Genomic DNA, 26,594 nt, shown 5'->3' on the forward strand with positions numbered 1-26,594 from the left:
GTGCCCGTCGATGCGAACCCCCGGTCCCGGCTCGCGGCCCCCGACGATCGCCGACGTCGCGCGGGTCGCCGGGGTGTCACGCACGACGGTCTCCCACGCGCTCAACGGGATCGGCAAGGTCGACCCGAGGACGAGGGAGCGCATCAAGCAGACCGCCGCCGACCTCGGCTACCGGCCCAACCTGCGGGCCCAGCGGCTGCGCAGGGGAGAGGCGAAGGCCATCGCGCTCGCCTCCTCGATGCCGTTCGCGGTGGCCGGCGGGCCGTCGAGGCTCGGGTTCTACATGCAGATCGCCGCCGCCGCCGCGGAGAGCGCCCTGCTGCACGACTACGCGCTGGTGCTCGTCCCGCCCGCCCAGTCGGGATCCGCGCTGTACTCCGTCGACATCGACGGGGCCATCGTCGTCGAGCCGGACGTGAACGACCCGGCGGCGGCGCAGCTGAGGGAGCGGGGCCTGCCCTACGTGTCGCTCGGCCGGCCGGTGTCGCCGGACGACACGTCGCCGTACGTCGACCTGCGCGGCGGGCTCGTCGCCGAACTGCTCCTCACGCACCTGCGCGAACAGGGCGCCGAGCGGCCCGCGCTGATCGTCGGCTCGGGCTCGCGGCACTCGTCGGTCGACGCGCTCGCGGCGTACGAGCGGGCCGCCGGGCGGTTCGGCTGGCCGCCCGTCGTGGCGAGCGCGCCGGAGGCGGGCGGTGAACAGGCCGGCTACGAGTGCTGCGCCGCCCTGCTCGCCGCACACCCCGGGACCGACGCGGTCTGCGCGCTGGTGGACGCCTTCGCGGTGGGCGCGGTGCGGGCGATCCGGGACAGCGGGCGATCCGTGCCGGACGACGTCATGGTCGCCACCCGGTACGACGGACTGCGCGCCCGGACCTGCGAACCGCCGCTGACCGCCGTGGACCTCCACCTGGACCGTGCGGCGGCCGACGCGGTGGAGCTGCTGCTCGGCCGGCTGCGCGGCGAGGACGCCGTCACCGTGGCGACGGCGCCCGAACCGCGGGTCGTTCCGCGCGCGTCGTCGCTGCGGGTCACGGCCCGAGCATGAGCACGAGCCCGGAGACCAGGGCGAAGACGAGCACGAACAGCCGTGTCCTGCGCGCGTTCAGCCGGTGGTGCACCAGTCGGCTCAGCCATGCGCCCGCGGCGATCACCGGCAGCATCGCCACCGCCGGCCCCAGGTCCGCGAGACGCCCCTCGCCCGTCGCGAACAGCAGGACCAGCGACGCCATCTCCCCGACGAGGAAGCAGACCGCGACGGTCGAGCGCAGCTCCGCCGGCGGGCGGTGCTGGTAGACGAGCGCGAGCGGGGGCCCGCCGACGCCGGTCGCGGTCTCCGTGAGCCCGGTCACCGCGCCCGCGCCGATGTAGGCCGGCCGGCCGGGCGTGAAGGCGGGTGCGGCGAGGCTCACGACCGCGGCCAGCACGGTGGCGATGCCCACGAACAGGCCGATGTCGCGGTCCGGGATCACCCAGAGCAGCGCGAGCCCGGCCGGGGTGGCGGCCAGCCGTGCCCCGGTGATCCAGCCCGCGCCGCGCAGGTCGATCGAGGTCCGTTCGCGCCAGGCGACGTACAGGTTGAGCGGGATCATGGCGGCCAGGAGGAACACCGGGAGCAGACCGGGGTCGAGGATCCCGGCGACGGGCGCGACGATCAGGGCGAAGCCCAGCCCGCTGCTGCCCTGGACGAACGAGGCGACGGCCACCGCGACGGCGAGGACCGCGAACGCTTGCGTGCTCACCGTGCCACGCTCCGCCGCCGTGCCACCGTGGACGTGGGGTGTACGCGGGTGATGGGAGCCCTTTCGACGGCGGCGCGGGACAGTTCGGCCGCCTGCCGCACGAGTGCCGGGCCGTCCCAGCCGACGGGCCCGCCGCGCCACAGCCGCATGCGCCCGGCGACGAACACGGCGGTGATCTGGTCCCGGTTGCCCCGGCGCACCAGCTCCCACGGCACGTCCCAGGAGAGCGCGAGCTCGGGATTGGTGACGTCGACGAGGAGGAAGTCGGCGGCCAGGCCCTCGGCGACGGCGCCGGTGCGCGCGCCGAGGCCGACCGCGTCGGCACCGCCGGCGGTGGCGTGTTCGAGCCAGGTCCAGCCGGCGCCGCACGACGAGTCCCCGGTGGTCAGCCCGTAGGCGATCCGCTGGGCGAACTCGGCCGCGTCCGCGAGCCGGAATCCGTCGCCGCGGGTGCCGTCGGTGCCGAGCCCGAAGCGGATGCCGCGCTCGGCCATGGCGGTGGCCGGGGCGACGGCGTTGCCCTTCCAGGCGCTGGCGACCGGGTTGTAGCTGACGGCGGTCCCGGTGTCGGCCAGGAGGGACAGTTCGCGGGGGGTGACCAGGGTGGCGTGGGCGGCGAGCAGCTGCGGGCCCAGCGCACCGATCTCGTGCAGGTGTTCGAGCGGGCGCAGTCCGTGCCGTACGAGGGAGCGTTCGACGGCGGCCAGATGCTCGTTGACGTGGATCTGCACGGTGGCCCCGGCCTCCGCGGCGAGGCGTGCGGTGCCGTGCAGGGTCGTGGAGGTGGCGGCCTCGGGGATGGAGACGGCGAGTGAGGGACGGATCAGCGGGTCGCCGTCGTACCGGGCGAGGTGCTTCTCGGCGCTTTCGAGGACGGCGGAGGCGCGCGGGGCGTCCCCGTCGCCGCCGGGGGAGCCGTCCTGGACGTCGTTGCAGACGAGTCCGAGCACGCAGCGGATCCCGGCGTCCCGGGCGGCCGACGCGACGACGCCGGTGTCGACGGAGGCGCGGGTGCCGGCGTCGGCGACGGTGGTGAAACCGCCCCGCAGGGCCTCCAGAGCCGCCAGTTTCGCCGCGACGTAGGCCGATTCCTCGTCCAGCGCCCCTTCCAGCGGAACCCACACCCTGCGGAATATCTCCGACGGCTCCCCGAAGGCGAGCGCGGAGCCGAAGCTCTGGGTCAGATGGTGGTGGGCGTCGACGAAGCCGGGCATCAGGAGGTGGCCGGGCAGCGGTACGGCGTGGAGCCGGGGGTGCGTACGGGCCAGTTCCCCGGCGGGCCCGACGGCCCGGAAGGAGCCGTCGGCGACGACGACCGCGTGGCCGCCGACGGGTCCTTCCGGCAGGAGGACGGTGTCGGGCACGAGGAGGAGCGGGCCGGGGGAGGCCAGGAGTTCACGGGTGGGCTCGTTCATCGGTCGCCTCCGGCGCGCGGGGTGGTCGGACGGGCGCCGAAGCGCGGTCTGACGTGGTGGAACAGGACGTTGAGCACGGCGGCGACGAACGCGCCGACGGCGACGCCGCTTTCGAGGAGGATGCGGACGTTCGGCGGGAAGCCGCCGTACACGCCGGGCACGAGGATCGGCAGCAGACCCAGCGCCAGGGCGACGGCGCAGACGAACGTGCTGGTGTGCCCGTCCAGGTCGGAACGGCCGAGCATCTGGATGCCGAGCACGGTGATCACGCCGAAGACGACCATGGCCGTGCCGCCGACCACGGCGGACGGGACGACGCTGATGGCGCGGGTCACCGGCGTGAGGAATCCGATGACGACGAGGACCACGCCGGCGGCGGCCGTGACGAAGCGGCTGCGGACGCCGGTGACGCGGACGATCCCGATGTTCTCGCCGCTGGTCACCATCAGGGGCAGTCCGAAGAAGCCGCCGAAGAGGGAGGTCAGCGCGTCACCGCGGACGGTCCGGGGGACGTCGGTGCGCGGGTCGATCCGCTTGCCGACGGCCTCGGCGTTGATGACGGTCTGGCCGGTGGCCTCCGCCATGGAGGCGAGGCTGTAGAGCATCAGCGGCAGCGCGGCGACCAGGCTGAACTGCGGTGAACCGAACGGCATCGGCTGTGGCAGGCTGATCAGGCCGCCCCCGGCGACGCCGCCGAGGTCGAAGCGGCCGAGGAGACCGGCCGTCACGGTGCCGGCGACCAGCCCGAGCATGACGGCGAGCTGCCGCAGTACGCCGGTGAACACCAGGTAGAAGACGACGGTGAACCCGATCGTCGCCATGCCGAGCGCGAGGTTCGTCGTGTCCGCGAACCCCGGTTCGCCGGGCCGACCGGTGAGGAGGACCGCGCCGACCTTCACCAGGTTGACGCCGACGATGACGATCATGGTGCCGATGACCAGGGCCGGGAAGAACTTCAGCAGCCGCGAGAAGAGCGGCAGGACGACGAAGGAGAACGCGGCCGTGAGGACGACCGCGCCGGTGGCGGTCCGCAGACCGTGCTGCTCGGCGATGGCGAGGAACAGGATGAGCGGCGCGCCGCCCGGCAGCATCACGAACGGCAGCCGGGGGCCGAACTTCCACGGTCCCAGCGACTGGATCAGTGACCCGACGCCGGAGAGCACGAACGCGGCGGAGAGGAGGTCGACGGTCAGTCCGGGGTCGAGCCGGAGGGTGGCGCTCATCAGGAAGATCGCCGAGATGGGGGTGGCGGCCATGACGAGGACGTGCTGGATCCCGAAGAGGACGATCCGGCCGAGGGGGCGGGACTCGTCGACGGGGTGGACGGCGGGCTTCGGAGTGCCGTCGTGCGCGGCGCCGGACGGGGCGGGCTCCGGCGCCGGTGGTTGTGCCGTATCGGCTGCGGGCGGTCGGTGACTGGACACGTGCGAGCTCCATTCGGGCGTGGGGCGTGCTCGGACATCAGCCGTGATCCGGCCCCGAACGGAGGGCCAAATCGATTTGGCCAAATCGATTTGGCCGTCAGTATGGAGACGCCGCCGAGGGGCGTCAAGGGCACGAGGGCGAACAGGTCCGGCGAGGTCGCGAAGACGGCGCACCTCCCGTGACGTGGCGGTTGTCCCCTTGACCTGCACGGCACCGGCCACTACCTTGCCGTCAACGTCGTCCCACAGCTCCCGGAAGGAGGCGACCGGCGGATGTCCACCCCCTCCGACCTCGGTCGCCCCACCGAGCGCACCGCCTGGGCCCCGGGCCAAATCGCGCACGGCTGCTGAACGCGCCCTCTCTCCTGTGCCCGTCCACGGCACATCGCGGGTCCCGCAGTTCCCCGCCCTCTTCCACGGCACATCGCGGGGCCCGCAAACCCCCGCCTCCTTTCCCCAGCACCCCGCTGACGCATGCCTTCCTGCGCCCGCTCCTTTCGCGCGGCGCGTCCGAATCCAGAAAGCTGCCTGAAAATTGACGAACACGAAGAACCGGTCGACCGCGCGCCGAAACGCAGGCCTGTCGTGACGGCGGCGCGGATCACGGTCAACGGAGACGAAGCACCGATCTCGCCGGCCGCCCCCCACACCACGGTGCTGGACTTCCTGCGCGAGCGCGGCCTCACCGGCACCAAGGAGGGCTGCGCCGAGGGCGAGTGCGGAGCCTGCGCGGTCCTGGTCGCCCGCCCCGGAACACACGAGCCCACCGACTGGGTGGCCGTCAACGCCTGCCTGCTCCCGGTCGCGGCCCTCGACGGCCAGGAGGTCGTCACCTCGGAGGGACTCGCCACCCCGGGCGAAGCCGGCACCCCGGCCGTCCTGCACCCCGTGCAGGAGGAGATGGCGGTCCGCGGCGGCTCCCAGTGCGGCTACTGCACACCGGGATTCGTCTGCAGCATGGCCGCCGAGTACTACCGGCCCGACCGCCGGGCGCACGCGGACCCGGTCGGCCGCACCGACCCCGAACACGGGCCGAACGGCTTCGACCTGCACGCGCTGAGCGGCAACCTGTGCCGCTGTACCGGCTACCGCCCCATCCGCGACGCCGCGTTCGCCGTCGGCACGCCCACCGAGGCGGACCCCCTGGCCCGGCGCCGGAGGCAGTCCCCGCCGGAACCGGCGGCCACCGAGTACACCCGGGGCGACGGCGCGTTCCTGCGGAAGGACACCCTGGACGAAACGCTGCGGCTGCTGCGCGAGCGCCCCGACGCGGTGGTGATCGCCGGCTCCACCGACTGGGGCGTGGAGGTCAACATCCGTTCCCGGAGGGCGGATTGCGTCGTCGCCGTCGACCGGCTGCCCGAACTGCGCGAGCTGCGGATCGCGCCCGACCACATCGAGATCGGGGCGGCGCTGACGCTCACCGAGATCGAACGCCGCCTCGACGGCGAAGTGCCCCTCCTCGCCGAACTCTTCCCGCAGTTCGCGTCCCGGCTCATCCGCAACGGCGCGACCCTCGGCGGCAACCTGGGCACCGGATCCCCCATCGGGGACAGCCCGCCGGTCCTCCTCGCGCTCGAGGCGTCGCTGGTGCTCGCCGACGCCGACGGACAGCGCGAGGTCCCGCTGGCGGACTACTTCACCGGCTACCGGCAGAGCGTGCGCCGCCCCGGCGAGCTGATCCGCGCGGTGCGCGTCCCGCTGCCCCTGTCGCCGGTGGCCTCCTTCCAGAAGATCGCCAAGCGGCGCTTCGACGACATCTCCAGCGTGGCGGTCGCCTTCGCGCTCGACATCGAGGACGGGACGGTCCGCAAGGCGCGCATCGGCCTGGGCGGCGTGGCGGCCACCCCGATCCGAGCCCTCGCCACCGAGGCGGCCCTGGAGGGCGAGCCGTGGACCGCCGAGACCGTCGAGGCGGCGGCCCGGGTGCTGCGGGCCCAGGGCACCCCCATGGACGACCACCGGGCCAGCGCCGCCTACCGCGCCGAGATGCTCGGCCAGAGCCTGAGGAAGCTGTACGTGCGAACCACCGGGACGGTGTCGTCATGAGCCAGTCGTCCGTACGAACCATGGGGACGGTGTCGTCATGAGCCAGTTGTCCGAGCGCCCCGAGAAGCCCGTCGTCGGCGTCTCGATGCCGCACGAGAGCGCCTACCAGCACGTCACGGGCGCCGCGCTCTACACCGACGACCTGGTGCACCGCACCAAGGACGTGCTGCACGCCTGTCCGGTCCAGGTCATGAAGGCCCACGGCCGTATCACCGGACTGCGCACCGGGCCCGCGCTCGCCGTACCCGGCGTGGTCCGCGTACTGACCGGCGCCGACGTGCCCGGGGTCAACGACGCCGGGATGAAGCACGACGAACCGCTCTTCCCCGACGAGGTCATGTTCCACGGCCACGCGGTCGCCTGGGTGCTCGGCGAGACCCTGGAGGCGGCGCGCCTCGGCGCGGCGGCCGTCGAGGTGGATCTCGACGAACGGCCCTCCCTGATCTCGCTGCGGGACGCGATCGCCGCCGGGAGCTTCCACGGCGCCCGGCCCGTGATGCTCACCGGCGACGTCGACGCCGGCTTCGCCGACTCCGCGCACGTGTTCTCGGGCGAGTTCCAGTTCTCCGACCAGGAACACTTCTACCTGGAGACGCACACGGCGCTGGCCCTGGTCGACGAGAACGGGCAGATGTTCGTCCAGAGCAGCACCCAGCACCCGTCCGAGACGCAGGAGATCGTCGCGCACGTGCTCGGACTGTCCAGTCACGAGGTGACCGTGCAGTGCCTCCGGATGGGCGGCGGCTTCGGCGGCAAGGAGATGCAGCCGCACGGCTTCGCGGCCGTCGCCGCGCTCGGCGCCAGGCTGACCGGCCGACCGGTCCGGGTCCGGCTCAACAGGACCCAGGACCTGACCATGTCCGGCAAGCGCCACGGCTTCCACGCCGAGTGGAGGATCGGCTTCGACGCCGACGGCCGCATCCAGGCCCTGGACGCCACCCTGACCGCGGACGGCGGCTGGAGCCTGGACCTCTCCGAGCCGGTGGTCGCCCGCGCGCTGTGCCACATCGACAACACCTACTGGATCCCGAACGCACGCGTCGCCGGCCGCATCGCCAGGACCAACAAGGTCTCCAACACCGCCTTCCGCGGCTTCGGCGGCCCCCAGGGCATGCTGGTGATCGAGGACATCATGGGCAGGTGCGCGCCGCTGCTCGGCCTCGACCCCATGGAGCTGCGGGAGCGCAACTTCTACCGGCCCGGACAGGGCCAGACGACGCCGTACGGACAGCCGGTCACGCACGCCGAACGGATCTCCACCGTCTGGCGGCAGGTCGGGGCCGACGGCGACGTCGCCCACCGCCGGCGCGAGATCGCCGCGTTCAACGCCGCGCACCCGCACACCAAGCGGGGACTCGCGGTCACCGGCATCAAGTTCGGCATCTCGTTCAACCTCACCGCCTTCAACCAGGGCGGCGCGCTGGTGCTGATCTACAAGGACGGCTCGGTCCTGATCAACCACGGCGGCACCGAGATGGGCCAGGGGCTGCACACCAAGATGCTGCAGGTGGCCGCGACCACCCTGGGCATCCCGCTCCACAAGGTGCGCCTCGCCCCGACGCGGACCGACAAGGTGCCCAACACCTCCGCCACCGCCGCCAGCGCCGGGGCGGACCTCAACGGCGGGGCCGTGAAGAACGCCTGCGAACAGCTGCGCGAACGGCTGACGCGGGTGGCCGCCACCCGGTTGGGGGCGAACGCCTCGGACGTACGCATCGTCGAGGGCGTCGCGCGCGTCCTCGGCGGCGACGGGGAACTGCCCTGGGACGACCTGGTGCGCACCGCGTACTTCCAGCGGGTCCAGCTGTCGGCGGCCGGCTTCTACCGCACCGAGGGCCTGCACTGGGACGCGAAGACGTTCCGCGGCTCGCCGTTCAAGTACTTCTCCTACGGCGCCGCGGCGGCCGAGGTCGAGGTGGACGGCTTCACCGGCGCGTACCGCATCCGGCGGGTGGACATCGTGCACGACGTCGGCGACAGCCTCTCCCCGATGATCGACATCGGCCAGGTCGAGGGCGGCTTCGTCCAGGGCGCGGGCTGGCTGACGCTCGAAGACCTGCGCTGGGACACCGGCGACGGACCGAACCGGGGCCGGCTGCTGACCCAGGCGGCGAGCACGTACAAGCTGCCCAGCTTCTCGGAGATGCCGGAGGAGTTCCACGTCCGGCTCCTCGAGAACGCCACCGAGGAGGGCGCGGTGTACGGCTCCAAGGCCGTGGGCGAACCCCCGCTGATGCTGGCGTTCTCGGTGCGCGAGGCGCTGCGGCAGGCCGCCGCGGCCTTCGGACCCGCCGGGACCTGCGTGGAACTCGCCTCGCCCGCCACACCGGAAGCGGTGTACTGGGCGGTCCGGGCGGCCCGCCGGGCCGGCGGCGCCGCCCGGACCGGGGCAGAAGCGTCGCACCGTGCCTGACATGACCTGGGTCACCGCGGTCGCGCGGCTGCGAGCACGCCGGGAGCCCGGCGTGCTCGTGACCGTCGCGACCGTGCGCGGCCACGCCCCCCGCAACGCCGGCGCGAAACTCGTCGTGGGGCGGACCGAGACGTGGGGCTCGATCGGCGGCGGCAACGTCGAGGCGGTCGCGATCGACCGGGCCCGGGAGCTGATCGCGGCGCCCGCGCCCGAACCGGAGCTGATCGACTTCGCCCTGAACGACAAGGTGACCAACCGGCACGGCGTGCAGTGCTGCGGGGGCACGGTCTCGATCCTGCTCGAACCCCTCCCCGTGGTGCGGACGGTGGCGATCTTCGGCGTCGGACACGTCGGGATGGAACTGGCGCGCGTCCTGGCCCGCCAGGACCTCGATCTCCACCTGATCGACAGCCGCTCCGCCGTCCTCGCCGAGGAGCGGCTCGCCGTCCTCGCGGACGCGGTGGCGGCGGTACGGGTGCACCACACGCCCCTGCTGCCCGAAGAGGTCCTCGAACAACTGCCGCGCGGCGCCCACGTCCTGATCATGACCCATGACCACGCCGAGGACGCAGCCCTGTGCGACGCGGCCCTGCGCACGCCCCACCTGGGCTCCGTCGGACTGATCGGATCGGCGGCCAAATGGGGGCGGTTCCGCAAGCGCCTCCTCACGGAGGGCGGTCACGACGAGACCGCCGTCGACCGGATCAAGACCCCGATCGGACTGGCCGACATCACCGGCAAGGAACCCGCGACCATCGCCGTGAGCGTCGCCGCCGATCTGCTGCGCGCCTTCGAGACCGAAGGGATCTGACACCCCGGCCCCCGCCCGCCGTGTGCGCGCAGGTCCCGTTCGGCGGGGGACCGTTCAGGGGCGGGGCGTGGAAGGCAGGGCGGTGGGGTCCACCCCGGACAACTCCACGATGCGGTGCACCGGCACACCGGCGGCCAGGGCCTTGCGCAGCAGGGCGTCGCGGCCCTCCTCGGTGTCGCGGTAGGTCAGCAGCTCCTCCTCGACGAGCGCCACCGGATCGGTGGCGCCGGCCCGGCGCACCCGCTCCAGTTCCTCTCCGTCCAGCGGCACCGGCAGCCGCTCGGCCCCCTCGGGGATCATTCCGGTCTGCTCGGGCGGCGCGATGCGCAGCGCCGCGGAGGTCGCGTCGGTCTCGTGGGCGTCGAGCCAGGCCCGCACGGCCGGGGTCTGCAGGCATTCCAGCTCCCCGACGAGGGAGACGGGCGTGCCCTGCCAGCCCGGGCCGGGAAGGGCGTCGACGAGGAAGAGGTAGGCGTCGTCAGTCATGGCGGATCACTTTCCGAAAGGTGTGCCGTGGTGCCGTTGCCCTTGTGCCTACCCGCTTCGGGCCCCGCCATGACCACCGGTTACGACGGACGGGGTTCTCCCGTTCGCGCCATCGCCGTCGCCCCGGCTCGTTCGGGGCCGGAAGGGGAGACGGGGGCCGGTCAGGCGAGGAGCGCGGCGGCCAGCATCCGCTCGACGACCGGGACGAGTTCGGCCATGTCGGGCGCCGGCCGGGTCGCGGCCGTCGCGCCGGCGAGCCGGTCGTAGAGCAGGCCGTCGGTCCAGGCGACGAGCAGGTCCGCCGCCCGCGCCGGACGAGGAGCACCGAGCGTCGCCAGCAGGGCGGCGGCCCTGGACCGCGCGGCGAGACCGGCGGTCTCCAGGTCGGCGCGCAGTTCCGGGCGGCGGGTCGCCTCCAGGCTGAGCTCGAAGCGGGCGAGCTGGCGCTCCCGTTCCGTCGTCAGCCAGTGGTGCAGCAGCGCGGCCAGCGCCTCCGCGGCGGCGTCCGGGTCCGGGCTCCCGTACTCCGCCTCCCACCGGTCCACGTCCGCGAGCGACAGTTCGCCCAGCCGGAGGTAACAGGCGCCGATCAGAGCGCCGCGCGTGCGGAAGTAGTACGACGTGCTGCCCACGGGCAGCCCCGCGGCGGCGTCGACCGCGCGATGGGTCAGACCGCGCAGCCCGGCGGCGGCCACGGTGCCGATGGCGGCATCGGCGATCAGGTTTCGACGATCGGGGAGGGTCACACCCGCACTCTACAGGTGTAGAGTGCGCAGCATCGGCCTCTACACCTGTAGAGGCGAGAGGCGGCGGGACGGTGAGCGGGGAAGATGATCGGTACGGGTGTCCGTCACGCTTCAGCGATTGGAAGCGGCCTCGGGGGCGGTGCTGGAGAGGGCGTCGGGGCCCCGGGCCGGACTCACCCCCCACCGAGGACAGCCGCCGGCGAACCACTCGCACCGGCCGCCGACGCCGACACATCGGCGAACTCGCAGACCCTCCCGCCCTCTTGCCGTATCCGTCCGGCGTCCTGCCGTGCGGACCGCGCCGCGAGCGGACACGCCGAAAGCCCCGGACGCGACTTTCGGCCGACGACCGCCCCTCGACCCCGTCGCCCCGCACACCCTCGTCAGCGACAAGGAGCAACCATGACCACCACGACCAGCACGACCACGTCCCGCACCCTCTCCCGGCCGGACTCCTTGAGACCCTTCACCGTCGGCGCCTACGGCTTCGTCCTCCTGGGCGTCGGCCACCTCGCCCTCTCCGCCGCCACGGCACTGACCGCCCCGACACCCCAACAGCGTGAAACCGACAGGGCCATGCGGGAATCCGCGTTCGCCCTCATGGGCCTGGAACGCACGACCCTGGACCTCTTCAACGGCCTGAGCGTCGCCATGTCGTTCTTCGGCATCACCTGCGGCCTGCTGATCCTCGCGGCCGTCCGGCACGCCCCCGCGCTCGTCCGGCACCGCACCGCCTTCGGATGGACCGCCCTCGCGGCCTCCCTGGCCGTCCTGGCGGTCTCCGTCCTCCTGCTGCCCCCTCCGCCGATCATCGTCCTCACCCTCACCAGCTGCGCCTTCGCCCTGTCGATGAGCCGAGCGGCCCCTCCCTCCGCCCGCGGGACGACGACCGCGTGACCCCCGGCCGTGGTCGGCGGCCGGGTCAGCCGACGTGGAGCGACACGACCTCGTAGGACACCGCCGAGGCGGCGGACAGGCCGCGGCAGGTGAGCCGGTGGGGCGGGGACCGGTGGGCGCGGACCTCGACCTCGAAGGCCGAGAGACCGGCGAGACGGCCGGTGACACGGATCCGCCACCGGTCGCCCTCGCGGACCGTCCCCCCGATCGCGTAGTCGTGCCGCCCCGACGGGCCCGCGTGCCGGAGCACGGCGGACAGGGCCGCCTGCTGGGAAGGGACGAGATCGGTGTACCCGCGCAGGTGGTCCGCGCGGATGCGGTCCGCCAAGTGCCCCTCGACCACCGTGACCGCCGAGGCGGCGTCGAGATTGCCGTAGTAGACGCCGTCGGGCACGACGACGGCGTTGGCGGCGAACCGGTCGCCCCCCACGTGCGTGCACTCCCACACCAGGTCCGGCCAGCGTTCGCTCAGCGCGCGCCCCACCGGACGGCCGCGGACGGCACAGCAGGTGTCGTGCGTGCCGTGGGCGCAGACGAGGACGACGGGCGGATGGTCCCGTTCTCCGGGCGAGTCCAGGGCGTCGACGATCTCCGCCAGGTCCTGGTCGTTCCGCCAGACGCCCCACCTCTGGCGGTGGGCGCCGTCCCCGTCGTACCGCAGGACGGCCCAGCGCGGCGGGTCGTCCGGCCTGTGGCGTCCGTGACGCCTGATCAGCAGCATGCGGGCGCGCAGCGCCTGGGCGGCGGCGTACACCCGTGCCTTGACCTCCGGTTCGAGATCGAGGCCGTCGAAGCCGTTGACCGGCCAGCCGGCCCGGTACTCGATGAGGATCCAGACCGAGCCGTACGGCGCCGTGCCCGCGAGCGCGTCACCGCGCAGCCGTGCGGCCTCGGCGCAGAAGAAGCGCGCCGGAGCCGCCATCCCGCCCCCTCACCGCCCGGCGGGCACCAGGACGCCCGCCCGCAGAAGCCGTTCGACGAGGGGGAGCCCCAGGTCGCCGGCGAGGTGGGCCTCCCCGTCGAGGATCCGGCGCACCGGCGGCAGGTCCGCGTCCGGGAAGTCGAGCCAGCCGACGCGGGTGGAGAGCCGCCCGCCGTCGAGCCGTGCTTCCAGCGCCCCGCGCAGGCGCACCGGCGTTCCGGCGGAGAGGCCGTCGACGGCCGCGAGCTGCGCCAGCGGCCCGAGGGGCCCGGGGCGCGCCTGACCGCGACGGGCACGGTGGAACAGGGGCGCGGGGTCGGCCTCTTCGAGGGCGGCGACGAGACGCCGGCGCACGAGGGCGAGTTCGTCCTCCGGCCCGTCCACGCCCAGGGGGAGGGAGCCGCGCATCCCGGGGTCGTCGCGCAGCAGCGCGAGGGCGGCCCGTGTCAGCTGTTCGGCCAGCGCGTGCCGCGTCCACGTGTGGACGCCGAGCGTCAGGTGGATCGACACCTCGCCCTGCGCCTCGGCGGCGTGCAGCCAGCCGCGCGGCAGGTAGAGGACGTCACCGGGTTCGAGCACGGTGTCGAGGTGCGCCTCGCCCCGGGCGGCCTCGGCGACGGCGGCGCGGTGGTCGGTCCAGGGCTGGTCGCGCAGCGGGTCCGGATGCACGGGCTCGTGGACGATCCAGCGCTTGGTGCCGGCGATCTGCAGGACGAAGACGTCGTGCACGTCGTAGTGGGCGTCGAACCCGCGGTTCTGCGGCGGGGTGACGTACGCGTTGGCCTGCACCGGGTGGCCCAGCTCCGTACCGAGCCGCGACACGAGGTCCGTGACCGGTTCCCAGGTGCGCTGCAGGGCCTGCAGGACCAGGGTGGCGCCGTCGGCGAAGCTCCGCCACAGCGCGGTGTCGTCGAGCTGGTCCGATACCGTCGCGCCGACCCCTCCGGAGGAGGTGAACGAGGACTCGGGGAGGGTGGACCCGTTCTTGGCGACGCGCAGGAACGGCGTGCGCAAACCGCGCCGGGAGACCAGCTCGTCCACGGCGGACGCCGAGAACAGGTCGGAGAAGTCGTCGGCCCCGCGCGTGAGCAGCGGCGTGCGCCCCCAGACGTCCCGGGCGAACTCCTCACGGCCGAGTCTCGTCAGACGTGCTCCGAGAACACCGCCGCCGGTGTCGGCGGCGGTGTCCCGAAGCGTCGTGGGAGCCGTGCTCAAACGCCGCGGCCGGACTCGTCGGCCGCGCCGTCGGCGCCTCCGTCGTGCGTGCCGGGCGTACCCGCCGCGCCGCCGTCCGCGGGACCCTCGGCGCCGCCGTCGGCGCCGCCGTCGTGCACACCGGGCGTACCGGCCGCACCACCGTCCGCAGGACCTTCGGCGCCGCCGTCCGCACCGCCGTCGTGCACGCCAGGCGTACCGGCCGCACCGCCGTCCGCAGGACCTTCGGCGCCGCCGTCGGCGCCGCCGTCGTGCACACCGGGCGTACCGGCCGCACCACCGTCCGCGGGGCCCTCCTGCTGGTTCGGGTCCTGCTCCGGGTGAGTCATGTTTCCTCCTGAAGATCGGACGACCGGGGATCGGTGGTCCCGCTCGGAACCTCCCAGTACCCCTTACAAGCTCACTCACACAGCTCGGAGCGGCAACCGGAACGGAACGCGAACCGGAAGGGCACGGACGGCGCGCCCGGGACCGGAACCCGGGCGGACACAGTGGCCCCGCGCACCGCGCGAACGGGCCGTCCGGGCGGCATCGACCGCCGAGAAGCCGCTCAACGGGCCCACCCCAGTTCACTGTAGGAGTGGCCGGCCCGGATTCCCTCGATCGCGACCCGGGTGTAGGGCACGACCGACTCCGGCAGGTCCTCGTGGGAGAACCACTGCCAGCCGAGACACCGGTCGGGTTCGCGCACCTCGGGGACGCCCTCCCAGCGGCGGGGCCGGAAGAAGAGCTGCATCCTCGGCCGCGCGCCGGGCCGGTCCACCGTGTGCACGGTGTGGACGAGGTCGAGGTCGGCCGGATCGATGACGAGCCCGGCCTCCTCGCGGGCCTCGCGGGCGAGGCCCGCGGTCGCCGCCTCCGCCTCCAGATGTCCGGCGAGGGCGTGCCACCGTCCGCCCGCGTACACCGAGTCCGGGTGCCGCAGCCCCAGCAGGACCTTGCCCTCGTGTTCCAGATGCAGGTGGACGCCGATGACGTGCGGCACGGTCCCGGACGGGGTGCCCGCGGTGGCGGGGTCCGCCGTACGCCGGCGGGCCCGGGCGGTAGGCGCGGGATGCTCGGCGGCGTGCCGCCCGACGAGTTCGCGGGTGGTGGGCAGCATGGTCAGGTGGGGCAGCTGAGCGGGGTGGATCCACGCGAGCAGCTGCCCTTCCGTCAGCGTGAGCGTGGACGGGTCGCCGTCCCACCGGCCGGTGAAGATCTGGATCGGAACGCAGGTCCCGTCGGTCCCGACGACACGCTCGACCCTGTACGGCTCCAGGTCGTCCGGCTCCAGGCCGGCTTCCTCGCGCAGCTCGCGGACGACCGTGTCGCGGAGGGTGGCGTCACTGGGCTCCCGGCCGCCGCCGAGCACGTCCCAGCAGCCCGGTGCCCAGATCCCCGGCTTGTTCGCGTCCCGAAGGTGCAGCAGGTACCTGCCGTGGCCGTCGTGGACGACCGCCGAGGCGTTCACCGGGGTGACCACGCCGTCCGGGACGGCCGCGCGGAGCTTCGTACGCAGGGCCCGCGGCCGGACCTCGTCCTGCGGCAGCCAGGCGGACCCGGCACCCTCCTCCTGCCGGTGGACGGGGGCGGGGCCGCCCACCGAGCGGAAGACGAACCGGAAGTCGTAGTGCGTGTGCGCGGGCTCGCCCCTCACCGGGTCGGCGTCGACGGCGTGGACGCCGACGTCGATCAGCGCGTGTCCGAACTCCGGTGCCGGGACGAGGTCCGAGGGCGGGATACCGGTCTCCTCCTGGATCTCTCGCAGTGCGGTGCCCAGCAGTGTGTCGTCACCGGCCTCGACATGGCCGCCGGGCGGAAGCAGCAGCCGGGTCGTCCGGTGGCGGACGTGCAGGACGCGGCCGTCGGCGCCGACGACCACTCCGCTGCACGTGATGTGCCCGGGCAAGGTGGAGCGACTGGTGACGTCGGCGGTGGCGTCGGCAGCGGCGTCGAGCGCGGCCGACAACCCGGCGAGGGCGTCGCGCTCGCCGGGGTGGTGGCCGAGGTAGTCGGAGAGAAGGCGGCGGATCCGGGCGCGGGACGGAGGCATGGGCAGGACCTCATGGGGTGCGGCGGGAGCGGACGAGGACAAGGGAGGGAGGGCGGGGGCGTCGGCCGTGGACGAAGCACGCGCGGCCCGTTGACGCGCCTGGCCACCCGGGGCTTCGCCACGGCGGACAGGGCCGTGGCGGTGAGGAGCCCGACGGACCGCGACGCGGCGGGAGAAGCCCGTGGCACCGAGGACTAGGAGGCTCCTTCGCCCGTGCGCTGCTGGAGTTCCCACAGGGACCGGAACAGACCCGGCTCCCGGGTGAGCCGGTCGTAGGTGCCCTCCTGGACGACGCGTCCGCGGTCGAGGACGACGATCCGGTCGGCGACGGCCACGTTGGCGAGCCGATGGGTGATCAGGAGGACGGCGCGGTCCTTGGCCAGTTCCCGCAGCCCGGTGAAGACGCGGTGCTCGGCGCGGGCGTCGAGCGCGGCCGTGGGCTCGTCCATCACCAGCAGGGACGCCCGCCGGTGGAAGGCGCGGGTGAGGACGACCCGCTGCCACTGCCCTCCGGACAACTGCTGGCCACCGAACCACTCCGAGGTCAGCAGCGTGTCGAGGCCGGAGCGCAGGGAGGGCAGCATGTCGTCGGCGCCGGACGCCGAGCAGGCGGCGAGCACGGCCGCGTCGCCGGTGTCGCCCTGCCCGAAGGTGATGTTGTCGCGCAACGACAGCGGCAGATAGGTGAACTTCTGCGGGACCAGGGCGACGTGCTCCCACGCCTTCCACGGATCGAGGTCGGCGGTCCTGACGTGGTCCCACGCGACCTCTCCGGAGGTGGGGAGCAGCAGACCCCCCAGGATCCGGGACAGGGTGGACTTCCCCGAGCCGTTCTCCCCGACCAGTGCCACGATCTCGCCACGCTCGACGTGCAGGGAGACCGAAGCGAGGCTGTCGGCGGGCGCGCCGTCGTAGCGGTAGGAGACGTCACGGACCTCGAACCGTTCGGGCGCGGCCGGCAGCACCCGGGTGCCTCGGGAGAGGGCCATGGCCTGACCGTGGGCGTTGTCGAGGAACCGCTGCCAGTCCTGTACGTACCAGCCGGTGCGCACCAGCCGGGCACCGCCGTTGATGATGCCGCGCACCGACCCGGTGGCCGTCTGCAGGGCGAACACCGCGCCGCCTCCCGCCGCCAGGTCCATGCGGCCCGAGGCCAGGAGGTGGAGGAGGGCCGCCCAGACGGCGGCCGAGGCGACCCCGCCGACTGCGGCACCGGCCAGACCCATCCACGCCCCGGTTCCGGCGGCCCTGCGCTCGGCGGCGCTGACCTGGTCGGCCAGCCGCCGGTAGCGGGTGAGGAGGAACGGACCGGCCAGGCAGGCCCGCATCTCCTCGCTGGACTCCGTGTACGCCATGTGCCAGCGCAGCTTGGACAGCATGCGCCGCCGCCCGGAGGTCTCCAGCCCCGCCATGTACAGCACGCGCGCACCCCGTACGTACGCGGCGGCCTGCGGCAGGCACGCGACGAGGAGCAGCGGGAGGAGCACGGGGTGCAGGACGGCCAGGACGGTCGCGCCGGCGACGAGGGTGGCGGTGGCGGCCAGCACGTCCTGGGCCTCGGCGACGAGGTCGGGAGTGACCTGGGCGCCGCGGTCGGCGATGTCGTAGGCGTCGTTGTAACCCGGCACGTTGTTCGCCGCGAGCTCGGCGCCGAGCGCGGCCTCGATCATCGTCAGCTCCGCCGCCCGGGCCAGGACCGGCCGCAGCCGGCCGGTCAGCCACGTCACCGCGATCCCCAGCAGCGCCCGCGTCCCGGCGGCCGCGGCGATGACCGCCAGCTGGGGAGCCGCGCCCCACAGCCGGTCGGCGAGGTCGCCCGGGGCGATCAGCGCGGTGATGGTCCTCGTGACCGCGAGCAGCCCCAGCGCGGCCAGGATTCCGGTGCCGACCTGGCAGACGAGGAGCCCGGCGGTCGCACCCCGGTCCACCCGCCACGCCATCCTCAGGGACCGGACCACCAGTGCGGGAAGCCGCCGCGCCATCGTGCCGGTCGTCAGCAGGGCACCGGCCCGGATCCGGGACTCGTCGCGGAACAGGAACTCCTCCCGCGCCGCACTCGCGCCCTCCTCCTCGGGAGCTGCTTCCGCCAGTGTGTCCGTGCCGGTCTGTTCGGGTGTACGGGCCGAGGTCAACGTGGTCCCCCTTGGATGTCGTCACGGCTGTGTCGTGAGGCCTAACGACTCCTGCCGGAAGTCGAACGCTTGTGTTTCGGCCGAGCTCCGCGCCTTACGGCACCGGGCCTGCACGAACATGCGAACTACATCCACCCGTGCGGCACAAGGAGCGGAGACGGCACGCAACTGGCCGAAACGCCGAGCCTCCCGCCGTACGCACCCGGCGGCTCGTACCGGAGCGGACCGGACGCGATGGCGTGACCCGTTCGAGCGCCGGGCCCGGATCACCGACCGACGAGCAGCGCCTCCACCGTCGAGACCGGATCCCACTCCGCGTCGAGGCCGGTCAGCCGCTCGGCGACCCGGCGCCAGGCCGCCGCGTCCGTGCCGAGCCCGGAGCGCACGAGGTCCGTGAGGAGGACGCGGGCCTCGGCGGCCTCGGGCGGGGCGTCCGTACGGCGGCCGGCGGCGCCCAGATACGCGAGCAGCCGCACGGCCGGAGCCGCGAGGCGCACCAGGTCCGCACCGGTGAGGAGGCCCGCCCCGAGCAACCCGTCCAACTGGGTGGACGGCGCACAGTGGAACAGGCCGCCGAGACCGTACCGGGCCCGCTCCCGGGTGAGCCGCGCGCCGTCGGGCAGACCGTCGGGGCCCGGCTCGGACAGCAGCGCCGCATGCCGCAGCCGTACGTCCTCGGGGACACCGTCCACGCCGACGATGTCCTGCCAGTGCGGGAGCGGTTCCCGGGCGTGGACGGCTTCGAGAGCGGCCCAGTCCACGGACTCGCCGGGGGGGAGGGACTCGACGAGATCCCGCGCCTGCCAGGCGTGCCGGGCACGCCGCAGCTTCCGTACGAGCTTCTCCGGCGCCAGTTCGCGGTCGAGACGGGCGCGGAGGACGGCGGCGGGATCGGCCGACGCCAGGGCCTTCGCGCACACGGTGACGGCGGAGCGCCCCAGCACGTCCCGCCCCGCGAGCCGAGCCAGCCGGTCTGCACCGCCGTACTCGAAAAGCCGCAGACAGCCCAGCAGTTGGTGCCCGAGGGCGAACCGCGCCCCCTCTCTTCCGAGCAGCTCCTCCACGAGGTCGGGCTCGGCCGAGCACAGCCACATCGCACCGCCGGCCGGCCACGCGGAACCCTCGGCACGCCAGTCGGCCAGCACCCGGGCACCCAGGGACGGCCGTCCGGCGCCGGGCCGTGACCGGGTCACGATCCGGTGGACGGTGGGCCGGGGGAGCCAGTCCCGCAACAGGGCGAGGTCGACCTCGGGATCGTCGAGGTCGACGAGACGCTCCACCGCACCGCTCCGCTTCATCCAGCGGGACTGGGCCGCGAGGACACGCAGCGCGTCGCGGTCGCGGCCCGCGAGCAGCCGGTCGAGGACGACGAGCGGTGTGCGCTCGTGGCGCAGCAGGTACGCGGCGAGCCGCCAGGACCCGTCGTGGCCGAGCCGGGGCAGTACGGCGTCGACCACCTCGGCGTCGGCGAGGCAGAGCAGGGTGCCCTCCGGCCATCCCCACAGATGGTCGCCGCGCTCCAGCAGCCCGATCGCCTCGTCGGGAGTACCCGGACCGGCCCTGCCGACGGACGTGCCCGCGTCCGCCACCGGAACGGCACCGGACCGCGCGCGCTCCAGCAGCCGTGCCCAGGTCAGTCCCTCCGAGACGGCTTCGGACGCCGTCACGGTCGCGGCCAGGCGGAGCCACGCCCCGGGGTCGGCACCGAGCTCGGTACGCAGTCGGCGGGCGAGCGCGCCCCGCCACGCGTCGGCGAAGGCGAGCCGCTCCCAGTCGTGGGGCAGCAGGAGCATGCGCCGCGCGGGCAGCAGGGTGAGCAACTCGTCGGTCGGCAACACGCCCTGTACATAGGCGCGTTCGATGTGCTGGGCGCCGGATTCGTACGTCTCGGGGAGTCGCGCGCGCACCTGCGCGAGACCGGGCGCCTCGTACGCGAAGCCGTCCTCGGACACGGGAACGCCGTGGGCGGCGCAGGCGGCGGCGAACCAGGGAGGAGTGGCGAGGCCGGGCGCGGTCGCCGGCTCGTACACGGCGAGCGCGCGCAGCACCTCGGGATCCTCCGGCCGGGGCGCACCGTCCGGAGCGAGGGAGTACAACAGATCGAGCGCGGCCAGAGCGTGTACACGCTCACTCCGGCGGAGGGCCGGGCGGGGCGTGGACTCGAAGGCCGACGGCACGGGCTCGCCGCCGGCCACGACCGGCGGCTCGGTACCGGCCGACACTTCAGTACAGGCCGACACCTCCGTACCGGCCGACACCTCGTTCCTGGTCGACACTTCGGCCTCGGGCGACGGCTCGGCCCCGGTGGCGGTCCCGGCCGAGATCCTCCCCGCCTCGGAGATCAACTCCGCAATCGTTCCCCCATGTTCGGGCAGCAGGGCGTCGAACGCCGCCCAGGCCCGCTCCCGTTCTCCCAGGTGAACCTCCGTCAACGCGCACAGCTCGGCGACCGTCGCCGCGTCCAGCAGGTCCCGTTCGGCGAGACGGGCGAGTGCGGCCAGGGCGTGGACGGCGGGGCGCGCGGTGCGGACCAGTCCCACCGGATCGAGGAGTCCGGCCACTGCCATGCCCTCCGCCCAGACGGCGGCACTGTCGTCGAGCCCCTCCTCCGCGAGACGCCGCGCGGGTGGAACGGTGTTCCCCGCGCGACGTCCTCCGGCCCGCCACGGCTCGTTGAGGACGCTCAGCCGGAACGCGTGACGCTGCGCGTCGCTCGCCGCCTCGTGGCGGGCCAGCTCCTCACAGGCCTTGGGCATGAACGGGGTCGCGGCATGGGCGGCGGCGAGGGCGTCGAGATCATGGACGTACGGCTCCGACAGCAGGTCGCGCAGGGTGCTGGTGCCCCGGGCGGTGGCGAGCAGCGCGGGCAATCGGGAGGGGTCCTCGTACGGCTCGCCCCGCGTGCGCAGTCGGCGCGGCCCGTCATCACCCGAGGCGGCCAGGGCCTCGGTGACCGTGTCCATGACGGCCCGGCTCAGCCAGGCGGCCGCGGCGGGATCGTCGAGCAGGGCGCGGACGGCGTCCGGGCCGCTCCGCTCCCAGACCTTCGCCAGGGCGTACTGCTGGGCGACTTGGCGCACACCCCACCGGAGCGCCGGCAGTACGAGCTGCGGGTCGCCCGAGCCGAGCAGCGGGACGACCCAGGTGCGCGGGGCCCGGCCGTGCGGCGCCGTCAGCTCGGCGCGCAACGCGTCGTCGAGCGGAACGGCGTCGAGCCGCTCCACGACGGTGCGGCGCAGGGACTGCGTGGTGCGCGGATTCCGATAGACGGCCGCGGCCACCCGGGCGTCACCGACCGCCACCAGCCGCGCGAGCACCCGACTGTCGAGTCGGGGGTGGCGGGCCAGGGCCGTCCGGGCGCGGGTGTCGCCGTGGTCGACGGCGGCGGCGACGAGGGTGGGTGCCGGCGGGCTCCCACCGGCGAGCAGCTCGGTCGTCATCCGCTCGGGAAGCGCGGCGAGCGCGGCCACGGCGTGCCGCGGTTCCGCGTGCGCGAGAAGCAGGCCGAGCGTGCGGTGGACACTGCGGGGCGCGGGCGGACGAAGCGTGTCGTCGGACACCGACGGAGCCGGCGACGTGGCGAGCAGCTCGATCAGGCCGCCCCGGTACCCGGTCAGCGCGTCGTACAGCCCGCGCCAACGGCCCGTGCCCGCCCCGAGGTGACGCCCCGTCAACTCCCCGAGAAGAGCGGCCGCCTCGCCGTCGACCCCACCCGCGGCGGTGACCTCGGCCGCCACCGAGCGCGCGGGCCGCGCCCGCTCCACCGCCCGCAGCGCGGCACCTCTCGACGGCCCTGCCTTCTCCGGCTTCCGACCGGCCCCGATCAACTCGCGCAGCAGTGTCCCCGCCGCCCCCACCTGCGTCTTCGTCATGATCGCCATGCTAGGCACGGGCACTGACAATCCCGGCCAGTACCCATACCGGCCCCGTCCCTCAGCTCCGGGCCCGGCCGAGCGCGTGCTCCACTGCCGTGTAGGTGACCCCGTGATCCGCCAGGGCCTCGGAGACGACTCCGGGGCGGGCCGTCAGGGCCAGGAGCAGGTGCTCGTCGCCGATGGCCTTCTCGCGTCGGCCGAGGCAGACGCGCAGCGACTGCTCCAGCACCTTCTTGCTCTCCCGGGTGAAGGGCCGCCGCTTCGCGCCCCGGCCCCGGCCGTCGGGACCGGCGGCGAGCGCGCCCGTACCGTGCGTCTCCTCGACCCGCGCGACGATCCGCGTCACGTCGATGCCGAGATCCGCCAGCGCGTCCACGTCGACCGCCGAGAGCCCGCCCCTGCGACGGGCCGCCGCGAGCGCGGCCTCCAACGACGCGCGCCGCTCCGTCGTCCCCAGTGCCCGCAGCGCGAAGGCCGCCTTGGTCCCCTCCGCGTCGAGCAGCGCCAGCAGGAGGTGCTCCTCCGTGACCTCGGGCGCGCCCTCGCGCTCGGCCACCGCCACCGCTCCGGTCACCGCCGCCCGGGCCCCCTTCGTGAACTTCTCGAACATCAATGCCTCCCGTGCTTCTTGTGGACGGCCTGTCGGCTCACGCCCAGTTCGGCCGCGATCTCCTGCCACGACCAGCCCTGGGCACGCGCGCTGCGCACCTGAACGGCCTCCAGCTGTTCGAGGAGACGCCGCAGCGCGGAGACGGCACGCAGTCCAACCCGTGGATCGCGGTCGCCCGCCCGCTCGGCGAGATCGGTCGCATCACTCATGGTGTCAACTTACATTGACAAGTCGCATGCGTCAACCAAGGTTGACATGGATGGAGCGGGGGCGGCCTCCGCTCGCCACCGCTCGAATTTTTCAGGACCGGAGGCGTGCATGGATGGCGGGATCGGGGGGGGGGTGAGGCGAGTGAGGAGCGCATGGGACCGCTCCAATTGTCCAGGGGCCTGCCGGTCTTCCCCCCTCCGGCGGGCCCCTGGGCAGCTGAACGGCCCGCACCGGGTGACGGTGCGGGCCGAACGTGGTCCTGAACAGCTCCGAATGCTGGTGGCGAGGGCCCGCCGAGGGGCACCGCCCGCTCAGCGCCGCCGACCGGTGCGCAGGGAGTTGCCGATCCCCGCGACATGCAGGGCCAGCAGCATGAGCCCGAGCAGCATGATGTTGGCCGAGGAGAACACCGCATTGGTGCTTATGTCGACGGCGTTGATCAGGAACGCGATGAAGAACAGGACGGCGGCGGCGATGGCGGCCATGGGGCAACTCCCTTGAGAGGAGGGGACGGACGGTTCCACTGCGCTGATCCATCTGCCCCCGCACCGGCCGTATAGACGTGTACGTGTCACCCGGCCGGGGAGTCGGGCCCGGTACGGCCCAGGACGGCGATCGAGGCGCCGGGCCGAGAGCGGAGGAACTCGTTCCTCCGAGCGCTGCTGAAACCAAGCAGCGGGAACCCGGATCAACCCGGCGGTACTTTGGCACGCAGGGCCCTGTCGAAGGCGTGAAATGCCCCTCGCCCGTGATCGTCCCGACCCTATGATCGAACGCGTTCATCCAGGTCACGGGGGGAGACGAGGGCCGTACAGGCGCCGAAGCCGCCGCCGCTGTCGCGGCCGGGTCCTGGGAACGGGGGAGTACGGGGAGGACGTGGAGGGCCGGGGCATCATCTTGCCCCGGTCCCCCCCACCGGTCCCTGATCCACAGCACGGTAATCGCCCCCGGCCCCGGCCCCACTCCCCTTTTCCCGCCCCGACTGCGAAACGGACCCATCGTGCCCGACACCACCCCGCCCCCGCCCCTGCCGCCGCTTCCCTCCCTCGCGGTCCAGGCGGACCGGCTGATCGACCTGGGAGTGCCCGAACTCGCCGGGCTGACCGCCGACGAGGTGCGGTCCTTCGCGACGGAGGCCGGCGGCACGGCCGAGGGCTCCCTCCTCGCCGTCCACCCCGGCGCCCTCCCCGCCTCGACGCTCGCCCCGCTCCTGCGCCACGCCGGACGGCCCGGCTTCGTCGTCACCGACATGCCCGACGTCGACCTCTTCGCCCCGACGGCCGTCGAACTGCCCGACGGGCCGCTCTACCTCGTCGGCGACGTCGACCGAGGCGACCGCATGTCCAACTGGAGCCCCGACGAGGCACTCCCCGCCCTCACCGCCGAGGGCCGCACCCCCCTGCTGCTCACCGAGGGCATGCACTGGGTCCTCCAGACGCCGGACGTCCTCGTCCGCAACCACTGCTTCATGACCATCGGTTCCCGCTTGCGCAAGGCGAACGGCACCTGGGACGCCCGTACTCCGGCGATCTGGATCAGCAACGGCACCGGGCGGGACGGCCGCGAGCGGCGCGACGCCCCCAAGATCGGCTGGTGCTGGTGGAACAACCGCCACACCTGGCTCGGCTTCGCCTCCACCACCGGCCGCCACCCCGCCGTGTGAACCGCGCGACCGGAGGCCGTACGACCGCTGCTCGTGCGGATGACCGTGTCCGCCGGTCGGGCGAGGAGAGCAGGGGCACGTAGGGGACAGCAGCGGGACGGACCCACAGGACTGCCGGGCCGGGCGAGCGGGCAGGATCCCGAGGCCTCGGGCGATCGGGGCGTCGGTCCGGGGCGGGAAGCGCACGGCCCGTGAGAGGGGTGGGGGCACGGATGGGATTGTTCGGATTACGCAGGCGCACACCGGAGCCGGCGGGGGAGGGCAGCTGGATCTACGAGATCTCGGGGGAGTACGCGGGCGAGGACGGCTGGACGCCCAACGAGACGATCCGCCGCGGCTGGAAGGTGGACCACCGGGGCCGCGAGACCGGCGAGACCTTCGACAATCCGCACTACGGCCCACCGAAGGACGACTTCGACCGACTGGCGGACCCGGACTGCCCGTTGCACATGTTCGACGATCCGTCCGCCACCGTACGCGCGTGGACCGAGGTGGTCCTGCAACGGCTCGTGCCGGGCGTCACCGTGGAGTGGCTGAAGGTGCTGGCCGAACCGGTCGCCCTGGCGGGGGAGGACCCGGTCTCCTTCGCGCCGCCGGACTTCGCCGGCCCGCCGCCGTCGCGGATCGGCGCCGCCGTGCCGGTCGGGGTCGGGGTCCGGCGGCAGGACGGAGTCGCCGTACTGCTCTGGGGCGTGTTGCTCTGGGCGGCGGTGACCGCGCCCGAGCCCGGCCCGGAACCCACCGAGGTGTACGTCACCCTCGTCCCCCGCCTGGAGGCGGAGCAGGCCGGGGCGCGGTTGCGGGCGCACCTGTCGAAACCCGAGGGCAGAGTCTGAGCCGTGGCGGACCGGGCTCTCCGCCCGGCGCCGACCCTTCGGGGGCGAGACAAGGAGCGCGGTCGCCCTTCACGCCCCGGGCCGTCGAAGGCTCAGACGGCCGTGGCGCGAAACGTGCTGGGGCTCAGCCCCCTGTGGCGTTTGAACGCGGCGCTGAAGCCGAAGGCGTCGGCGTAGCCGACCGACCTCCCGATCTGGGCGATGCTGAGGTCGGTGTCGGTCAGGAGGGTCTCGGCCTCGTCCATCCGGCATTCGGTGAGGTAGGCGAGGGGAGGACGGCCCATCAGACTGGTGAAGCGCTTGGCGAACAGCGCCCGGGAGACGCCGGACCGAGTGGCCAGCGACGCCACCGTCCACGTCTCGGCGGGCCGGTCGTGGAAGGCCTGCAGGGCGGGGGCGAGGACCGGGTCGGCGAGGCCCCGGTACCAGCTGGGCGCGTCGGCGCCGACCCGGTCGAACCAATTGCGCAACGTGCACACCAGAGCCCAGTCGAGGAGCCGGTCCATCAGCGCCTGCGAACCGGCCGAGGACCGGGCGGCGTCGACGGCGGCCGTCTCCAGCCAGGCACAGACCTCGGCGTCCTCCTTGATCACCAGGACGGGCGGCAGGGCACGCAGGAGCCGCACGTGGCGGTGGCCGGAGGCGCGGTAGGCGCCCACGATCAGCGCCGTCGCCTCCTCCGAGCCGGCGTCCCAGCGGATGCCGCCGAGTTCCTGGTCGCCGCACTCGGCATCCGCGCCGAAGCAGGAGATCTCGTACGCGACGTGGGAGCCGTGGACGGTGGTGGAGCGGTCCGCGAGGCGGAACGGCGCGGTCCCGCTCACGATGGCCGTGTCACCCGCGCCGACCACCTGCTCGGTGCCGTCGGGCAGCATCAGGGTTCCTCCGCCGCGCAGCACGCTGATCATGGTGAGCGGCGCGCCGTCGGCGAAGCCGATGACCCAGGGCGCCGTCAGTACGGCGTGGCTGACGACCGAGCCCTCGGCCCGGATGCCGCTCAGGAGCGAACTCAGGGGATCCACGGAAGGCACTGTAGACGATCTCCTATGCCCCGGAGCTTTTCTCCCATGGATCATCTACGCCGCCGAGGCTGTACTGGATCCACCGCAT

General features: G+C 73.7%; 22 protein-coding genes. 8 read left to right on the forward strand and 14 right to left on the reverse strand.

From position 1 onward, the window contains the following. Positions 1–10: 10 nt before the first annotated feature. The gene (locus tag ACFY7E_RS18160) at positions 11–1,051 is read left to right on the forward strand and encodes a substrate-binding domain-containing protein (protein WP_389485952.1); all 1,041 of its coding nucleotides are present in this window, start codon (positions 11–13) and stop codon (positions 1,049–1,051) included. On the opposite strand, the gene ACFY7E_RS18165 is transcribed toward ACFY7E_RS18160, so the two are convergent. The 3 genes from ACFY7E_RS18165 to ACFY7E_RS18175 are packed head-to-tail and all read right to left on the reverse strand — an operon-like array spanning position 1,035 to position 4,584. After that, on the reverse strand, positions 1,035–1,745 hold the full coding sequence (locus ACFY7E_RS18165) for a TSUP family transporter (RefSeq protein WP_389485954.1): 711 nt from the start codon (positions 1,743–1,745) through the stop codon (positions 1,035–1,037). The genes ACFY7E_RS18160 and ACFY7E_RS18165 overlap by 17 nt on opposite strands. Then, the gene (locus ACFY7E_RS18170) at positions 1,742–3,160 is read right to left on the reverse strand and encodes an amidohydrolase family protein (RefSeq protein ID WP_389485956.1); all 1,419 of its coding nucleotides are present in this window, start codon (positions 3,158–3,160) and stop codon (positions 1,742–1,744) included. The genes ACFY7E_RS18165 and ACFY7E_RS18170 overlap by 4 nt, the downstream gene beginning before the upstream one ends. Next, the gene (locus ACFY7E_RS18175) at positions 3,157–4,584 is read right to left on the reverse strand and encodes a uracil-xanthine permease family protein (RefSeq protein WP_389485958.1); all 1,428 of its coding nucleotides are present in this window, start codon (positions 4,582–4,584) and stop codon (positions 3,157–3,159) included. The genes ACFY7E_RS18170 and ACFY7E_RS18175 overlap by 4 nt, the downstream gene beginning before the upstream one ends. A 585-nt stretch (positions 4,585–5,169) precedes the next feature. Between ACFY7E_RS18175 and ACFY7E_RS18180 the strand changes: the two genes are divergently transcribed. The 3 genes from ACFY7E_RS18180 to xdhC are packed head-to-tail and all read left to right on the forward strand — an operon-like array spanning position 5,170 to position 9,857. Next, positions 5,170–6,633, forward strand: a complete 1,464-nt coding sequence (locus ACFY7E_RS18180; RefSeq protein ID WP_389485960.1) for a xanthine dehydrogenase small subunit — start codon at positions 5,170–5,172, stop codon at positions 6,631–6,633. A 37-nt stretch (positions 6,634–6,670) separates the two neighbouring features. Beyond that, complete coding sequence (gene xdhB, locus ACFY7E_RS18185) at positions 6,671–9,046, forward strand: xanthine dehydrogenase molybdopterin binding subunit (protein ID WP_389485962.1); 2,376 nt, start codon at positions 6,671–6,673, stop codon at positions 9,044–9,046. Position 9,047: 1 nt separating this feature from the next. Further along, positions 9,048–9,857 carry a xanthine dehydrogenase accessory protein XdhC gene (xdhC, locus tag ACFY7E_RS18190; protein ID WP_389485964.1) on the forward strand — a complete coding sequence of 270 codons (810 nt, stop codon included), beginning with the start codon at positions 9,048–9,050 and terminating at the stop codon, positions 9,855–9,857. A 54-nt stretch (positions 9,858–9,911) separates the two neighbouring features. Here xdhC and ACFY7E_RS18195 read toward each other — a convergent pair whose 3' ends face one another. Together ACFY7E_RS18195 and ACFY7E_RS18200 are read right to left on the reverse strand one after the other, a co-directional pair. Next, on the reverse strand, positions 9,912–10,343 hold the full coding sequence (locus ACFY7E_RS18195) for a DUF6003 family protein (RefSeq protein WP_389485966.1): 432 nt from the start codon (positions 10,341–10,343) through the stop codon (positions 9,912–9,914). 161 nt (positions 10,344–10,504) lie between these two features. Next, on the reverse strand, positions 10,505–11,089 hold the full coding sequence (locus ACFY7E_RS18200) for a TetR/AcrR family transcriptional regulator (RefSeq protein WP_389485968.1): 585 nt from the start codon (positions 11,087–11,089) through the stop codon (positions 10,505–10,507). Positions 11,090–11,491: 402 nt separating this feature from the next. Between ACFY7E_RS18200 and ACFY7E_RS18205 the strand changes: the two genes are divergently transcribed. After that, positions 11,492–11,986 (forward strand): hypothetical protein, encoded by a 495-nt coding sequence (locus ACFY7E_RS18205; protein WP_389485970.1) that lies wholly within the window; start codon positions 11,492–11,494, stop codon positions 11,984–11,986. A 25-nt stretch (positions 11,987–12,011) separates the two neighbouring features. Here the strand turns inward: ACFY7E_RS18205 and ACFY7E_RS18210 are convergent, their stop codons facing one another. Next, a complete protein-coding gene (locus tag ACFY7E_RS18210; RefSeq protein WP_389485972.1) occupies positions 12,012–12,908 on the reverse strand; it encodes a sucrase ferredoxin in 897 nt (298 codons plus the stop codon). Between the two features lie 9 nt (positions 12,909–12,917). Further along, on the reverse strand, positions 12,918–14,123 hold the full coding sequence (locus ACFY7E_RS18215; protein WP_389485974.1) for a cupin domain-containing protein: 1,206 nt from the start codon (positions 14,121–14,123) through the stop codon (positions 12,918–12,920). A 44-nt stretch (positions 14,124–14,167) separates the two neighbouring features. On the opposite strand from ACFY7E_RS18215, the gene ACFY7E_RS18220 reads away from it, so the two are divergent. Then, entirely contained in the window at positions 14,168–14,464 is a 297-nt protein-coding gene (locus ACFY7E_RS18220) for a hypothetical protein (protein ID WP_389485976.1), read from the forward strand. A 209-nt stretch (positions 14,465–14,673) separates the two neighbouring features. On the opposite strand, the gene ACFY7E_RS18225 is transcribed toward ACFY7E_RS18220, so the two are convergent. The 6 genes from ACFY7E_RS18225 to ACFY7E_RS18250 all read right to left on the reverse strand — a co-directional run bounded on the left by ACFY7E_RS18225 (position 14,674) and on the right by ACFY7E_RS18250 (position 23,470). After that, positions 14,674–16,158 (reverse strand): NUDIX domain-containing protein, encoded by a 1,485-nt coding sequence (locus ACFY7E_RS18225; protein ID WP_389485978.1) that lies wholly within the window; start codon positions 16,156–16,158, stop codon positions 14,674–14,676. Positions 16,159–16,352: 194 nt separating this feature from the next. Next, positions 16,353–18,290: an ATP-binding cassette domain-containing protein gene (locus ACFY7E_RS18230; RefSeq protein WP_389485980.1), complete on the reverse strand. Its 1,938-nt coding sequence runs from the start codon at positions 18,288–18,290 to the stop codon at positions 16,353–16,355. A gap of 266 nt (positions 18,291–18,556) precedes the next feature. Further along, positions 18,557–22,162 (reverse strand): hypothetical protein, encoded by a 3,606-nt coding sequence (locus tag ACFY7E_RS18235; RefSeq protein WP_389485982.1) that lies wholly within the window; start codon positions 22,160–22,162, stop codon positions 18,557–18,559. Between the two features lie 61 nt (positions 22,163–22,223). After that, complete coding sequence (locus ACFY7E_RS18240) at positions 22,224–22,775, reverse strand: Clp protease N-terminal domain-containing protein (RefSeq protein ID WP_389485984.1); 552 nt, start codon at positions 22,773–22,775, stop codon at positions 22,224–22,226. Next, a complete protein-coding gene (locus ACFY7E_RS18245; protein ID WP_125660277.1) occupies positions 22,775–22,984 on the reverse strand; it encodes a helix-turn-helix domain-containing protein in 210 nt (69 codons plus the stop codon). Before ACFY7E_RS18245 ends, ACFY7E_RS18240 begins: the two co-directional genes overlap by 1 nt. A 312-nt stretch (positions 22,985–23,296) precedes the next feature. Continuing rightward, positions 23,297–23,470 (reverse strand): hypothetical protein, encoded by a 174-nt coding sequence (locus ACFY7E_RS18250; RefSeq protein WP_383443904.1) that lies wholly within the window; start codon positions 23,468–23,470, stop codon positions 23,297–23,299. Positions 23,471–23,985: 515 nt separating this feature from the next. Between ACFY7E_RS18250 and ACFY7E_RS18255 the strand changes: the two genes are divergently transcribed. Both ACFY7E_RS18255 and ACFY7E_RS18260 read left to right on the forward strand, forming a co-directional pair. Continuing rightward, the gene (locus ACFY7E_RS18255; protein ID WP_389485987.1) at positions 23,986–24,648 is read left to right on the forward strand and encodes a DUF5701 family protein; all 663 of its coding nucleotides are present in this window, start codon (positions 23,986–23,988) and stop codon (positions 24,646–24,648) included. A 212-nt stretch (positions 24,649–24,860) separates the two neighbouring features. After that, a complete protein-coding gene (locus tag ACFY7E_RS18260; protein ID WP_389485988.1) occupies positions 24,861–25,484 on the forward strand; it encodes a hypothetical protein in 624 nt (207 codons plus the stop codon). Positions 25,485–25,576: 92 nt separating this feature from the next. Here ACFY7E_RS18260 and ACFY7E_RS18265 read toward each other — a convergent pair whose 3' ends face one another. Then, positions 25,577–26,515 (reverse strand): AraC family transcriptional regulator, encoded by a 939-nt coding sequence (locus ACFY7E_RS18265; protein WP_389485990.1) that lies wholly within the window; start codon positions 26,513–26,515, stop codon positions 25,577–25,579. Positions 26,516–26,594: the final 79 nt, after the last annotated feature.

It is taken from the genome of Streptomyces sp. NPDC012825, assembly GCF_042900925.1.
Classification (GTDB): Bacteria; Actinomycetota; Actinomycetes; order Streptomycetales; family Streptomycetaceae; genus Streptomyces.